The sequence below is a fragment of the Pontibacter lucknowensis genome (genome assembly GCF_900156415.1).
Lineage (GTDB): Bacteria > Bacteroidota > Bacteroidia > Cytophagales > Hymenobacteraceae > Pontibacter > Pontibacter lucknowensis.
The window spans coordinates 363,945-378,204 of the sequence record NZ_FTNM01000001.1 but is presented as its reverse complement, the minus strand read 5'-3'; the positions used below and the strand labels follow the sequence as shown (position 1 = coordinate 378,204).

Here is a 14,260-nt window from a genome sequence, read left to right as displayed (position 1 = left end):
CTTTTTATTTAATTTTGCTTATTGCGCTTCGTCCGCCTTCACCCACTCCAATGCCTTGTCGCGGTCGGGTACTTCAAAGTGCTTTACCTTTGCCGTAGTAAAAGGGCTTGCCATGACGGTGAGCCAGTCCAGCCACTTGCGGTTGCCCACCAGCGCGACTTTCTTAAAATCAGCAGCGTGGCGGAAATCAAACTTCAGGTCCTCCCAAAGTGCCTGAAGGGAAATTTCCTCGGCATCCTGCAATTCAGCATATACCCGTATCTTACCATACTGCTTGATTTTTTCCTCCAGTATCGGAAGCATCACATCATAGTCATGGCGGTCTATACTTCCTGCCAGACGAAAAGCAACCAACTCGTCTCGCGACTCTTCAAGTAACTGTAGCATTGGGATCAGGTTTGTCGTCATAAATACGTAACGGCGATGACTGCGTTCCAGTATAGTATTATGCTTTTACTATACTTATACCTGTTTTTGTACAGTTCTGGTCTTACTCAACACGCAGGTCGCGCAGTTGACGAAGCAGTACGTCGCGGGTTGTACTGGTGCTGCCGTCAGCGAACCGTATGCTGTAAGGCGTACCTGAAGAAGATTGTGAGGCCAGTTCCGTGACGAATCCCTCAGCTGTTTTTACTCTTGAAGCATGCTTCTTCCATTTTGAAGACAAATGCCCGGCAGCCTTTTCAGGTGAAAATTCACTGTTGTCGCGTATAAAAGTGGCACCTTCGAGGTTGCGGATATACGCAAGCAGCTTCTGCACTTTTTGATCCTCTGACATGGTTTCGTAAGTCCCATTGCGTTCATAAGCATCTTGCGCAGCAGCCGGCTGCAGTGCACTTTGGGATAAGGTGATGGCAACTGCCATTAATAGTATTCTGAGCATGGTTTTTGTACTCCTTTATTTTAAAAAAAAACTGACCGGATATGTATTTTTGCAATCCGATAAGGCACTTAATCTCAAGTCTTAACGTTAGGTTCAGAAGCAAAAGCTATACCTGAATTCGCCCCTGTAACGGCTTTACGTATTTTATGAAGAAAATTTTCTCACTCTTTGTGATGGCGCTGGTACTTAGCCACCAGGCCTTCGCCCAGCAGAACATCGAAACCAGACTGGGTTATAGTTACAACGATAAATTTGAATTTTCGGACGAGTGGCAGTACCTCTCTACTGACATTTACCTCTATAATGGTGGGCAATTCAACCGTGTGCTCAATGAGTTAGAGTCGGGGGTGAAGAAAAAAAGCAAGAAAAACTATGCCTACGAACTGGAGTATCTCTTCATTACGGCACAGCTCAAGAACCTGAAGCTCTTCGGTAACGACCAGATCGTGTATCCGCTCTTCAACTTTCATATCAATACAGATAAAAACGACTACCATACGCAAGTGAGCGATCATTTGGAAGTGGTGCGCATCATCGACAAGATGCCGCTCACCTCTGCCCAGAACAGTATCGACGCAGCCATTAATGCCAAAGCGGTTACCAATCAGGATGGAGACCAGGTATTTAATCTGGTGGCCAGTCAGCTGGTGAGCTTGTCTAATCTGACCAACCCGTCAGTAGCGGTTATGTCGCTGGTGGGCGAATTTGGTAACCTGCTGGGTTCCCGTGCCAAAAAGAAGGAGTACAAGTTCAGCTCTACTATCCGCCTATATGAAGGGCAGGATTTCGACACACGACTTCATTCCGTGAAGGTATACGTGCTGGTACCGGGCAGTGTGAAGACTGTAACGCTAAAGCCTGCCAAGCTCGCCGACTATCTGAGTAAAAATTCTAACAAGTTGGATCGGAAGCAGTTAGAGGATGCTATTGGCTATAAGGAATATCCGTACATCGTTGTCGCCAATTACAAGTCGCTCTACAAAGTGGATGTACTGACAGGAGATGAAGTGACCATGGACCTGATCGAGAAGCGCAAGCAGAAGATCCAGACGGCCTACGACACCAAGCTGATGAACGATGAAACGTACCGTCAGGAGAAACTGTATGTAGAGTACCTGCGCATCTTTGCCGAGATGAAGCAGAACCTGAACGCCTACCGCCTCAACTACCGTAATAACTCTCCGGAAATCAATGCCAAGAACCTGTTTGGTATTATGCAGGAGTACAAGCGCATGAAGACTGCATTTGAGGCGCGTGAGAAGGAATTTGACAAGAACAGTACATATAAGAACATCTTCCGCTCGGAGTATGAGTCTATAATGGCCAATGCGGATCTATACCTGGATGCTGATCATAACTTAAAGAACGCGAAGCTGCTGGTGAATACACTTCAGGAGCTGGAGAACAATCCAAAGGCTTGGGATACACCGGCCAAACGGGAAGCTGCGCTGGCCAGGCTGTCTTCGGTGGAGTTGCCGCGTGCCGATTACCTATCGGCTTCAGTTGAGGGGGAGGCCATCGTGCGCCTGACCAAGAGGCTGGAGGACATGCAGTACCGTGAAGTGTTTGAGAAAGAGGTGAAGAAACTGGCCGATGCCCAAGCCTCTGACGAGACCCTGTCGATACGCAATGCCCTGCAAGACAAGGCCAATACGAGCAACTGTCTGAGCTGCCGTGAAAAGGTGCGTGATGCGGTGAGCGACTACAACAAACGCTACGAAAGCTTCAGGTTGAAAGAGGAAACCAAAGAGATGGGCAAGCTACAGAGTGCGGCCGAACAGCAGGTCCTGCGCCACCTGCGCTGGCAGCTGTGCTTCGACAATAACCTGCAGGCAGTGGCGGTGGCCAGTTCCGACAATGGCATGGACCAGTACTATACCAAGTTGGGTGAGAAAAGCAGTGCCTTTGCAGCTACTATCAAAGAACTGGAGACCCTTGCCAAGAACGAACCCGAGAACCCACGTCTGCAGCAGGTGCAAGCCTACAACAAGCAACTGACGAACCTGATGAAGGAGGTGGAGCAGCATTATGCCATGCTCTGCCAGCTCGACAAAAAGCTCTGTGAGTGCCAATAGGCGGCTAATAACAATCCCGCTGCTTCTGCCGTTGGGAGAGTATGGAGAATTTTTTCGAAATTATTCTCGGAACAGGAGAAGACAGACTAACCTGGTGGCAAATGTCCATACGGGCGGTGGTCGTTTTCATTGCCGCTCTGGTCATCATGCGGATTGGCAGCAAACGTATCTTTGGTAAGCATACAGCCTTTGACATCGTGTTGGGCATCATCTATGGCTCTGTTCTGAGCCGTGCCATCACAGGTAATTCACCATTCTTTCCCACACTTTGTGCGGCACTGGTTTTAGTGCTGCTACACCGGTTTCTGGCTTTTCTCGCCTTTAGTACTTCCGGGCCTTTAGGTAACTTCATCAAAGGCCGGCCTGTAATGCTCGTTAAGCATGGGGAGGTGCTGGGAGATAAACTGAAAGAAAATAACCTGACGGAAAATGATCTGGAGGAGGCCATGCGACAGGGGGGAGTGACAAGCAGAGACGAAATTGAATACGCCTGCCTGGAACGCAGTGGTGACATTACTATTATCAAGAAAGATTCCTGAAGCATATACGCAGCATAAAAAAGGCAGAAGCCTCTCCTGAATGGAAGAGGCTTCTGCCTTTTTATAATTAGATGGATGATTAGGCCATCTGAGCGTCTAGCTTCTGAGCCAGAACGTTCTTTGGCACAGCGCCCACCTGCTTGTCCACCACTTGTCCGTTCTTGAAAACGAGCAGTGTCGGGATGCTGCGGATGCCAAACTTGGCAGATGTCTGTGGGTTGGCGTCTACGTCTACCTTACCGATCACGGCTTTGCCTTCGTACTCGCCAGCCAGCTCTTCTACGATCGGGCCTACCATGCGGCACGGACCGCACCACTCTGCCCAAAAGTCTACCAATACTGGTTTATCTGAATTGATGATCTCATCAAAATTAGCGTCAGTGATTTCTAATGCTTTGTTAGCCATAACTTTAACGTTTTGTTGGTTAAATTCTGTGTTTTAAATATAGTAACATTTACTAGCTTCTCAAATTTGAGCCCAAACTGTGTTTGTCTGACAAGCTGTCCTGTTATCGGGTTATTCCCCCTGCAAATTTAGAATTTATACATACGGATTTGCAAGGCGAGGGTATATTTATTTGTATAAACAAATGTTGCTGATAAAAGTTGCATGCGCAAGACAGCGAGAAAAATGAAGCATAAAAAGGACTTTGCAACAACTCAATATATTATCTTTAGTTAATATAAGTTATAATGACAATTATTGAATTATAGGTATTTTGATTTTATAAAGCTTACAACCCGATGACTCGATGAAGACTAGGTGCACTTTAGCTTTGTTTCTGTTCCTACTTATAACCCGGGGAGTCTGCGCGCAAGATATCGAGGGAGAAGATAGTAAACTACAAAGGCCCAATGCATTTAAGCTTAATATAATACCTCTGTTTATTGGGTCATTCAATGTGTCTTATGAGCGGCATATCACCCCACATTTTGCAGGGGCATTAACAGCTACCGCTTATCCGAGGCGACTCACTTTGATGAAAGACGATTTTTCTTCGACGTATGCGATCACATCCGATTTTAAATTCTATTCGAAGGGCAAATCTCTCAATGGGTTTTATGCAGGGCCATACCTGAAGTACCGCTTGCGCATACACAATGAAAGAGAAGGAGGAAATGGTTTTTGGCTTTTCAGCGAACCCGACCGGGAGTACGAGCAATGGGCAGGGTATGGCGCTGGAGCAATAATGGGATACCAGCAAGTGAAGCCTAAAGGTTTTACTATTGATCTGTTCTGGGGAATAGGTTGTCATTTTCACCAAAAGCTGATCAGCAAATCAAATTATACGAAGGAAGAGATAGAGTACCACAAACCCTCACCTTATGACCTTCGGTTGGGTATGTCGCTCGGCTATGCCTTTTAAAGCAGAAAGGTATGCCACTTGCGCAGCATACCTTTCTATACCTGAAGACACAGGTCTACTTAACTCTGAATCTCCCTTGTCTCCAAGTTCTCAAATCCATTACAGCAGTTTACACTCCCCCAGTCCCAAGTCCTTTACCTGACCTAGGAATACCTTCGGGTCAATGCGGTACTTGCGCGAGTAAGTCGGCAGCACCAGTTTTTCGTCCGGCACGTGTAGCGTGATTTCCAGTCGCTTCTGGCCCGGACTGGTCGCGATGGCTTCTTCCAGGGCTTCGGCTATGTTCGGCGTAAGGAGCTGCAGATTCACGTTCAACTGCACACCTTGCGCCATCTTGTCCATCACGTCGCCCAGAAGCTGGATGTTGGTTGGCTTAAGCTCCCACTGGTCCTCGGTGCGGTAACGCAGCTGCACCTTGCCCCGGATGAACAGGTACAGCCCCGTCTTCAGGTATGGAGAGAACTTCACGTAGTCTTCTCCGAACAGTGCCATTTGCAGCGTAGTGTCGTAGTCTTCGATGGAGAACAGCGCAAAGGGATTACCGTTCTTCGCCGTCCTGATTACCACTTCAGATACCATACCCGCTACATTGATATCCTTATTTTTGTGGTTGGCGATGTCGGCCAAAGCGGAAGTGCAATAGGAGTCGATCTCCATTTTGAACTGGTCGAGCGGATGGCCCGAAATGTAGAAACCCACTACCTCCTTCTCGCGACGCAGCATTTCGGCCTGTGTCCATACCTGTACCTCTGGGATCTTCGGTAGTGGAGAGGCCACAGCGGCGCTTCCCCCGAACAGCGACTGTTGCGCCGCCTGTTGCTCTGCCTGGTAATTGTTACCATACCTCACCGCCTTCTCCAGCAAGCTGATGTTCTCACCTTCCGGTACTTCCATCAGCTGCGCACGGTGGTAGAGCCCCCACGAGTCGAATGCACCAGCCAGGGCCATACTTTCAAAGGTCTTCTTGTTCACGGCACGCAGGTTCACGCGCTTCGCGAAGTCGAAGATGTCCTGATAAGGACCGTTCTTCTCTCTTTCCGAGATGATAGCGTCTACGGCGGCTTCGCCGGTGCCTTTGATAGCGGCCAGACCGAAACGGATCTGCCCCTGTTCGTTCACGTTGAACTTGAGCAAGGACTCGTTCACGTCCGGACCCAACACGGCCACCCCTTGTTTGCGGGCCTCCTCAATAAAGAACGTCACCTTTTTGATGTCGTTCATGTTGTTGGTGAGCACCGCCGCCATGTACTCGGCAGGGTAGTGGGCCTTAAGGTAGCCGGTCTGGTAAGCCACTACGGAGTAAGCGGCGGAGTGAGAGCGGTTGAAGCCGTACTGGGCGAACTTCTCCATCACGTCGAACACCTCCGAAGCCTTTTTCGCAGGTATGTTGTTAATCTCGGCAGCTCCTTTGATGAACTTCTCACGCTCCTCGGCCATCTTCTTCATGTCCTTCTTACCCATCGCGCGGCGCAGCAAGTCGGCGCCACCCAGTGAGTAACCGGCCAGAATCTGGGCCGTCTGCATGATTTGCTCCTGGTATACCATGATCCCGTACGAGTAATTCAGGATCGGCTCGAGCAGTTCGTGCGGGTATTCTACTTCCTCTTTGCCGTGCTTTCGGTTAATGAAGTTCGGGATGAACTGCATTGGGCCCGGACGGTAAAGGGCGTTCATGGCGATCAAATCTTCAATATTGGTCGGCTGCAAGTCCTTGAGGTACATGCGCATACCTTCCGACTCGAACTGGAACGTACCGATCGTGTCGCCGCGCTGGTAGAGCTCGTAGGTCTTCTCGTCGTCAATCGGAATGTTGTCGATGTCGATCTCCACGCCATGGTTCTTCTTGATCAGCTCCATGGCGTCTTTGATGATGGTCAGGGTTTTCAGGCCCAAGAAGTCCATCTTCAGCATACCCGCACTCTCGATCACCTTACCGTCGAACTGCGTCACGAGCAGGTCAGAATCTTTGGAGGTAGAGACCGGTATGTAATTGGTAATGTCGTCCGGGGCGATGATCACACCGGCCGCGTGTATACCTGTGTTGCGTACCGAGCCCTCCAGTTTTTCAGCTAGCTTCAGTACGGCAGCGCGTGCGTCGTCGCCTTCACGTATGGCAGCCAGCTCGAGGTTCTCCATAAAGGCCTTGGCCAGCGTGGTGCCCGGCGTCTCAGGTACCATTTTGGCCAGTTCGTTGGCCTCAGCTAGTGGCAAAGAGGTAGAACGGGCCACGTCTTTGATTGACGATTTGGCGGCCATCGTACCGAAGGTGATGATCTGGGCTACCTGCGTCTTGCCGTACTTGTCCACCACGTAGTCGATCACGCGCTGGCGGTTCACGTCGTCGAAGTCGATATCAATATCGGGCATGGACACACGCTCCGGGTTCAGGAATCGCTCGAAAAGGAGGTTGTACTTGATCGGGTCGATGTTGGTGATACCAATACAGTAGGCTACCGCCGAACCAGCGGCAGAACCACGACCCGGACCAACAAATACACCCATGTCGCGGCCGCGGTTGATGAAGTCCTGCACGATCAAAAAGTAACCGGCAAAGCCCATGGTCTTGATCACGTGCAGCTCAAAGTCGAGGCGCTCGGTTACTTCCGGCGTTATCTCAGAATAGCGCTTGGCAGCACCCTCGTAAGTGAGGTGGCGCAGGAAATCGTCGGCGTCGGCGTGCTGCGGTGGTATCGGAAAGTTCGGCAACAGGATATCGCGCTTTAGTTTCGGCGGCGTGATCTTGTCCACGATCTCGTTCGTATTGTCTACAGCCTCTGGCACATCGCTGAACAGCTGGTTCATTTCGGCCTGCGTCTTGAAGTAGAACTGGTCGTTCGGGAAACCAAAACGGGTTTTCGGACCAGCCTCGTCAATGCGCTGCAGCATCTGACGCACGTTCATGTGGTTGCTATACTTGCTGCGCACGTTTTCCACGGTGTCGTAGATCACCTTCTGATCGTCGCTCAGGAAGCGGTAGTATTTGGTGGCAAAGTCACCTACAGGCGTGCTTTGGTCTTCACCCGTGTTCACGCAAAGCAAAATGTCGTGCGCGTTCCAGTCCTCCTGATCCACGTAGTGGGAGTCGTTGGTGCAGATTACTTTGCAGTTATACTTCTTCGCCCACTTCAGCAGCACCTGGTTGATGTCCTCCTGGCTCTTGCCCGTGCCGTCGATGTTCATCAGGCCGTGGCGCTGGATCTCGATGTAGTAATCCTCACCGAACACATCCAGCCACCACTTGAAAATCTCCTCGGCCTCTTCCTCACTTTTCCACAAAATAGCCTGCGGTACCTCAGCGCCAATGCAGCAGCTGGTCGCGATCAGTCCTTTGCTATACTTGAGCAGCAGTTCCTTATCAATGCGCGGCCACTTGCTGTATACCCCCTCAATGTAGGAAAGCGAGCAGAGCTTGGCCAGGTTCTGGTAACCCTCCTGGTCTTTAGCGAGCAGCAGCTGGTGGTGACGCACGTCTTTCTGTTCCTTTGTAAAGGTTTTCAGGTGACGGTCATTTACAAGGTAAAACTCGCAGCCCACGATCGGCTTCACGTTATACTTGTTGGCCTCGTTGACGAAGTTGAAGGCGGCGAACATGTTACCGTGGTCGGTCATGGCAACGGCGGGCATGCCATCGGCCTGCGCCTTTTTCATGAGGGCGCTGATGCTGGCCTGACCGTCGAGCAGGGAGTACTGGGTATGGGTGTGTAAATGCGAAAAAACAGGCAAGACTATAGAGAATTAGTAATGACGAATGATGAATTAACAATGACACGCATGTATACTTCACTATATACAAGCGGGCATTTTCGGGATGTTAAAATTACGGAAAATTGGTCGGCTGCCCAAACCAAAAACAGCCTGTGGCTAAAACAAAAGTGCGGCGGAAATAGTCCCGCCGCACTCCTTTATTTTGACTTTGTCTGGATGTCAAAATGTTAGCTTAGAACATCCGCTGCGCTTCGTTTTCCGCCATTTGTTTCTCGTTCACGACATACAGTTTCTGTGTAGGGTAAGCGAATTCAATGCCGCGCTTCTCAAATTCCCGGAACAGCTGCATGTTGATGGCCTGTTGCGTATCCATGTACTTATTGAAATCGGAAGAAAGCACGTGGTACACGATCACAAAATCGAGGGAGGAGTCGCCGTAGGAGGAAAAGTGCGCCCGGTCAAACTCAGCCAGTTCCTGCGACGTGATGATCTCTTTAATGATCTCAGGTATAGCCTCCACCTTATCGGCAGGTGTTTCGTAGGTTACGCCAATACCGAACTGGATGCGGCGACGTTCCATGCGCTTGTAATTGTGGATGCGGGAGCTGGTCAGGTCGGAGTTGGCGATGATCAGCTGTTCCCCGGTCAGACTTTTGATGCGTGTGGTCTTTACGCCGATATGCTCAATGGTGCCGCTCTTATCGCCGAGCGCAACAAAATCACCCACTTCAAAGGGACGGTCCAGAAAGATGACGAAGTAGTTGAAGAGGTCACCCAGGATGTTCTGCGCTGCTAATGCCACCGCGATACCGCCTATACCCAGACCGGCAATAATGGCCGTCAGGTCATAGCCCATGTTATCAAACAGGAAGCCAATGCCGATAAACCAGATCACCATGTTGATGATCAGGCTGATGGCGCCGATCTCGTTCGCGTTGCTGCGGTCATGGTGCTTTCTCTTGAAGTAGGATCGGACCAACATCACCAGCGTGGTCGTGATAAACCGGATGACCATGAACGTAATGGCTACTGTAATGGCAATCTGGAAAATACCGGCAATTCTCGGGGTCAGGTTAAGGGAGGTGATGCCAAGGTATATGACAATAAAGTGCACGATCGGAACGCCAAAGCGGGCAAAACTCTGCACCGCATAGTCGTCGAAGTGATTATTGGTGTTCTCGGTCCACTTTCGGATGCGGATCAGAACGGAGCGTCTGAAAATGGTGATGAGCAGCGAGCCCAGCAGGATGATGGCAAAGGCAATCAGGTAATCTTGGACAGTATTGTGGAAATAGACTCTCTCTAAAAGGTCATTCATGTACTCGGGTGATTTGATGAAGCTTAAAGTTACAAAATATAAATAAAACCTGCTGACGGCATTGGGTTTACAGTGGCTTATTAATAAATAGCTGAAGGGAGTGACAAATTTATATGATTGCTTAATCAGTCATTATCAGAATAAGTTAAACTTTGGAGACGGGGCTAGCCGTAAGTTAGTTTAATGCACAAACAGGTAAATGCGTAAAAAGGTATGGCGGAAGCGGTAGATTCAGGAAAGCTAGGAGGGATGTTCCGGGCATTGCGATCACGCAATTACCGGCTGTTCTTTATGGGGCAGGGCATCTCCCTGATCGGTACTTGGATGCAGCAGATTGCCATCAGTTGGCTGGTATACCGCCTCACCGACTCCGTGTTCCTCTTAGGAGCTGTGACTTTTGCGAACCAGATTCCGTCTTTTTTGCTTGGGCCTTTTGCCGGTGTGCTGGCTGACAAATTCAACCGCCACCATGTATTGCTGGTCACCCAGTTTCTGTCGATGCTGCAGGCGGGTACTCTGGCTATACTCGTGCTCACTGGTACGGTGCAGGTATGGCACGTGCTGACGCTGATGGTCGTGCTCGGTACGATCAATGCCTTTGATGTGGCTACCCGGCAGGCTTTTGTGGTGCAGTTGGTGGGGAAACGTGAAGACATCAGCAACGCCATCGCCCTCAATTCTTCTATGTTCAACATGGCTCGTCTGGTTGGCCCGTCGATCGCAGGTTTGCTGATTGCTTGGGTGGGAGAGGGGGTTTGTATCCTGATCAATGCGGTAAGTTACATTGCCGTGCTGGCGTCGTTGCTATCATTGCGACTGGAGCCTTTTGTAAAAGAAGTGCGACAGGACAATGTATGGAACTCGCTGCGAAACGGCTTTTCCTACGCTTTCGGATTTCCACCCATCCGCACGCTTATCCTGATTGTGGGTTTGATCAGCCTGTTCGGGATGCCTTTCAGTGTGATGCTGCCGGTGTTTGCCCGGGATATATTACAGGGTGGTGCCAACACGCTGGGGTACCTGATGGGCGCATCCGGTTTAGGAGCTTTGTCAGGTGCGCTGTTCCTGGCGCAACGCAAGTCTGTCATCGGGCTGGGCAAGGTGATCGTGTTCACCATGTCCTTGTTCGGTACGGCACTGATGGCTTTTTCTTTCTCTACGATACTCTGGCTATCGCTGGTGCTGATGCTGTTTACAGGTTTTGGTATGATCGTGACCATGGCCTCCTGCAACACCCTGCTGCAAACACTGGTGGATGATGACAAACGGGGGCGTGTGATGAGCCTTTACGCCACGGCCTTTATGGGAATGGCCCCATTGGGAAGTATGCTGGCCGGGGCTGTGGCAGAGCAGGTAGGGGTGGCCTATACCTTGCTGGGCTGCGGTTTGCTGTGTGCTGTGAGTGTCATCCCCTTCGCCTGGAACCTGAAGCGCCTGCGCTTGATGGTGCAGCCCATCTACGAGCGCCTAGGCATCGTACCGGAAATTGCCTCAGGACTTCGTGCAGCTTCCAAGCTGACGGCCCCTCCGGGAAAGCGCTAGGCATAGCTATACCTTATAACCACAAGAGCCAGCTGCAACAGCTGGCTCTTGTGGTTTGATACTTTTTAGAATGCTACTTCTTTTTGATGGTCAGCTTGTCGTCTGGCTTCACGTTGAAGTCTGATTTGCCGTTCCACTCCATGATGTCCTTGATGGTGACGCCATACTTGCGGGAAATCTGGTAAAGGCTCTCGCCGGATACCACCGTGTGTTGGGTGCTGGCACCTGAAAAAGTTTCCGCGGGAGACTCTACCAGGTCTTCATTCGACCCTGCTGCGTCGGCTGGAGCTGTAACGCGCAATTGCTGCCCGATAGAGAGCGCTGAGCTGGAAAGGTTGTTCCATGCCTTCAGCTCGTTTACCGTCACATTATACTTGCGGGAAAGCACGTAAAGCGACTCACCGGATGCTACCGTATGGATCTCAGTTTTTTCTTCAGCAGTTGGCGCTTCTGCCTTCGCCGCAGCATTAGAGGCAGATTCCTCAGGTACTGTGAGGGGCTCTGCGATGATGAGTTCCTGACCGATCTTGATTGGAGCGTCACCCAGGTTGTTCCAGGTCGTGATATCGGTTACAGTCACAGCGTACAGCCTTGATATGGCCCACAAGGACTCACCTTGCTTCACGACATGGCGGGTAGGCTTGTTTGCTGGAGTCGCCTTTTCTTTCACTGTTGTACTGGCCTGTGTATTTTTAACTGGCTCCGGCTTGGCAGCTGCTGTTTTAACCGGCTCAGCTTTAGCAGGCGTAGGTTTTTGAGTTTCACGTGCTGTGTTGGCAGCTTCAACCGTTTTTACTGCTTCCTCTTCTGTTTCTATCTCCTCATTTCCAGAGAAGCCAACAAACACATCTTCGCTCAGACCCGCTGCCCATTCCGCATTTTCCTCTTCTGTCTCTTCCGACTGTGCTTCTTGAACTACTGTTTTCTGTTCCTCACTTTCCTGGGCCTTCTTGCCAGGGTAAAGCGCGGCAGTTTTTGGCTTTTCAGCAGCAGGTGTTGTCGCCTTCTCAGGTTTAGGTTCCGCAGCTTTTACCTCCTGCTCAGGCGCCTTCATAACAGGCACAGGCACCGACTCAGGCTTGGTGGTAGTTGCCACTTCTACAGTCGCTTCTTCCTTGGCTATACCTTGATTTGCTTCCTTAGCAGGTATAGCAGCAGTTGTAGTTTCTTCTGCCTCTTTTGTTGCAGCAGCCGTTTGTGTTTCCTGTTGCTCAGGCTCCGTTGCCTGGCCTTTCAGTTTGTTCCAGCTTCTTTTGAAGCGGGTCAGGAAATCATCTTGCTTTCCAGCGGGTTCTTTTGATGCAGGTTCTGCTTTTGTTTGTCTGGCAGAAGCGGTGGTGGTTTGAGGAGTATTTTCAGCTGCAGCCATCACCGGATTGCTAGTGGCAGGTACAGACTTCAACTCACGCACTTCAATGGCTACTTTGGCCGGACGGCGCTTCTGCAGCCAGAGCACACGGCCCGGTACCGGCACCTCAGCGCGCTTCATACGATTTTTAAACTGCAGGTAATCCATGCGGATGCCGTAGAGCTGGGCGATTTCCTGCATGGTTTCCCCGTGCTGTACGACATGGTACTCTTTGTCTGCATTCAATCGTTTGGCCTCAATGTAGTAAGCTTCGCCTTCCTCGAACTTGTCGAAGTCACGCATGTCGTTAAAGCGCAGTAGCTTGCGGGTTGTAATACCGGCCTTCAAAGCCAACTTGTCTTTGGTGTCGCCTTTGCCGGCTATGATGGCTTTCAGGTTGTTGCGCTTGATAATGCTGCCTGCTGCCGGTGCGGCAGCCGTCTGGCGGGCAGGTGCTGTGCGAACCGGCTCAGTTGACGCCACTATACCTGGCTCGGTCGTATGGCGAACAGGGAGCATCACATAATAGTCTTTGTCGGCAGGTATAGTGCCGCCCAATAGCCACTTGTTATACTTCTCCAGCTCAGAGGGATCAGTTTCATGCGCCAGTGCAATGTCGGCCAGACTCTGTCCGGGAGTGGCACGCAGTTCACGCAATGAAACCACTGGCGGAGCGCTCTTTCCGATAAAGCTGTCATAGGCTACCTTGTGTGCCAGGAAAGTCAGCAGGTATGGGTCTGATTTTTCGGTTATGTCCATTTTCTTGCTCCCCTTATCCGACTCTTTGGTATAAGCTTTGGCGCCAGAGTAACCATGGTAGTAGGAGAGCAGCGTGTTGAACCAGTTGTTGTAGTAGTTGTTGCTGCGCTTGAAATAACGTGCAGCACCACGGCTGGCCTCTACAATATGCCGACGCTCATCCACGATGTGGTCCATGCGCAGATTAAAGTCCAAAGCAGCTTCTTTCTTGAACTGCCAGTAACCTACTGCATTGGATGTAGAAACGGCATCGCCGCGCAAGCCGCTTTCCTGCAGGGCGAGGTATTTGAAATCATCCGGAACGCCTTCTTCCTGGAAAGTACGCTCGATCAGTGGGAAGTAGGCATCAGCCAGCTCCACCTTCATCTGGAAGTACTTTGGGCTGCGGTGCAGGGCATCAACTTTTTTCTGGATCTCCTCCTGTGCTTTGGGCGAGATGCGCAGGTGAATGTCACCGAAATAAAGGTTGTGAGGCACGGTGACAGTTTGTGCCATAGCAAACAGTGGCAGAAGCAGGAGCAGTAATATTGGTAATGGTCTCTTCATAAAGGTAAAGGAGTAAAATAAGCGAAGCTATCCACAAAAAGGCTACAGTATATGTTGAAACAGATGTTGATAACTCATTAAGGTATAGTATGTTCTCTATATAGAGATACGCTTGCAAAATTAACGCAATTTGTCGCTCATTCTAAAGCTTAGAACGAAGTAATTTAGGAGAAATTTT

General features: G+C 50.4%; 10 protein-coding genes. 4 read left to right on the top strand and 6 right to left on the bottom strand.

All coding sequences use genetic code 11. The features are described from left to right. Positions 1-18: 18 nt before the first annotated feature. Positions 19-387 carry a SpoIIAA family protein gene (locus tag BW972_RS01655; protein ID WP_007656197.1) on the bottom strand — a complete coding sequence of 123 codons (369 nt, stop codon included), beginning with the start codon at positions 385-387 and terminating at the stop codon, positions 19-21. 103 nt (positions 388-490) lie between these two features. Beyond that, entirely contained in the window at positions 491-883 is a 393-nt protein-coding gene (locus tag BW972_RS01650) for a DUF5329 family protein (protein ID WP_234986262.1), read from the bottom strand. A gap of 146 nt (positions 884-1,029) precedes the next feature. On the opposite strand from BW972_RS01650, the gene BW972_RS01645 reads away from it, so the two are divergent. After that, positions 1,030-2,958 (top strand): hypothetical protein, encoded by a 1,929-nt coding sequence (locus BW972_RS01645; protein ID WP_076420648.1) that lies wholly within the window; start codon positions 1,030-1,032, stop codon positions 2,956-2,958. A gap of 101 nt (positions 2,959-3,059) precedes the next feature. Further along, on the top strand, positions 3,060-3,497 hold the full coding sequence (locus BW972_RS01640) for a DUF421 domain-containing protein (RefSeq protein WP_007656204.1): 438 nt from the start codon (positions 3,060-3,062) through the stop codon (positions 3,495-3,497). Between the two features lie 79 nt (positions 3,498-3,576). Here BW972_RS01640 and trxA read toward each other — a convergent pair whose 3' ends face one another. Beyond that, positions 3,577-3,903 carry a thioredoxin gene (gene trxA, locus BW972_RS01635; protein WP_007656205.1) on the bottom strand — a complete coding sequence of 109 codons (327 nt, stop codon included), beginning with the start codon at positions 3,901-3,903 and terminating at the stop codon, positions 3,577-3,579. A 370-nt stretch (positions 3,904-4,273) separates the two neighbouring features. Here trxA and BW972_RS01630 point away from each other — a divergent pair, with 370 nt between their 5' ends. Further along, complete coding sequence (locus BW972_RS01630; protein ID WP_159439834.1) at positions 4,274-4,864, top strand: DUF3575 domain-containing protein; 591 nt, start codon at positions 4,274-4,276, stop codon at positions 4,862-4,864. 99 nt (positions 4,865-4,963) lie between these two features. Here the strand turns inward: BW972_RS01630 and dnaE are convergent, their stop codons facing one another. Together dnaE and BW972_RS01615 are read right to left on the bottom strand one after the other, a co-directional pair. Then, the gene (gene dnaE, locus BW972_RS01625; RefSeq protein ID WP_076420644.1) at positions 4,964-8,587 is read right to left on the bottom strand and encodes a DNA polymerase III subunit alpha; all 3,624 of its coding nucleotides are present in this window, start codon (positions 8,585-8,587) and stop codon (positions 4,964-4,966) included. A gap of 214 nt (positions 8,588-8,801) precedes the next feature. Further along, complete coding sequence (locus tag BW972_RS01615) at positions 8,802-9,887, bottom strand: mechanosensitive ion channel family protein (protein ID WP_076420640.1); 1,086 nt, start codon at positions 9,885-9,887, stop codon at positions 8,802-8,804. A gap of 213 nt (positions 9,888-10,100) precedes the next feature. Between BW972_RS01615 and BW972_RS01610 the strand changes: the two genes are divergently transcribed. Then, entirely contained in the window at positions 10,101-11,429 is a 1,329-nt protein-coding gene (locus BW972_RS01610) for an MFS transporter (protein ID WP_076420639.1), read from the top strand. 73 nt (positions 11,430-11,502) lie between these two features. Here BW972_RS01610 and BW972_RS01605 read toward each other — a convergent pair whose 3' ends face one another. Further along, positions 11,503-14,082 carry a LysM peptidoglycan-binding domain-containing protein gene (locus BW972_RS01605; protein ID WP_076420637.1) on the bottom strand — a complete coding sequence of 860 codons (2,580 nt, stop codon included), beginning with the start codon at positions 14,080-14,082 and terminating at the stop codon, positions 11,503-11,505. Between the last annotated feature and the right edge of the window lie 178 nt (positions 14,083-14,260).

Coding starts and splice junctions, on each gene's coding strand:
- BW972_RS01655 (WP_007656197.1), bottom strand. CDS start 387: ATGCTACAGTTACTTGAAGAGTCGCGAGACGAGTTGGTTGCTTTTCGT.
- BW972_RS01650 (WP_234986262.1), bottom strand. CDS start 883: ATGCTCAGAATACTATTAATGGCAGTTGCCATCACCTTATCCCAAAGT.
- BW972_RS01645 (WP_076420648.1), top strand. CDS start 1,030: ATGAAGAAAATTTTCTCACTCTTTGTGATGGCGCTGGTACTTAGCCAC.
- BW972_RS01640 (WP_007656204.1), top strand. CDS start 3,060: ATGTCCATACGGGCGGTGGTCGTTTTCATTGCCGCTCTGGTCATCATG.
- trxA (WP_007656205.1), bottom strand. CDS start 3,903: ATGGCTAACAAAGCATTAGAAATCACTGACGCTAATTTTGATGAGATC.
- BW972_RS01615 (WP_076420640.1), bottom strand. CDS start 9,887: ATGAATGACCTTTTAGAGAGAGTCTATTTCCACAATACTGTCCAAGAT.
- BW972_RS01610 (WP_076420639.1), top strand. CDS start 10,101: ATGGCGGAAGCGGTAGATTCAGGAAAGCTAGGAGGGATGTTCCGGGCA.
- BW972_RS01605 (WP_076420637.1), bottom strand. CDS start 14,082: ATGAAGAGACCATTACCAATATTACTGCTCCTGCTTCTGCCACTGTTT.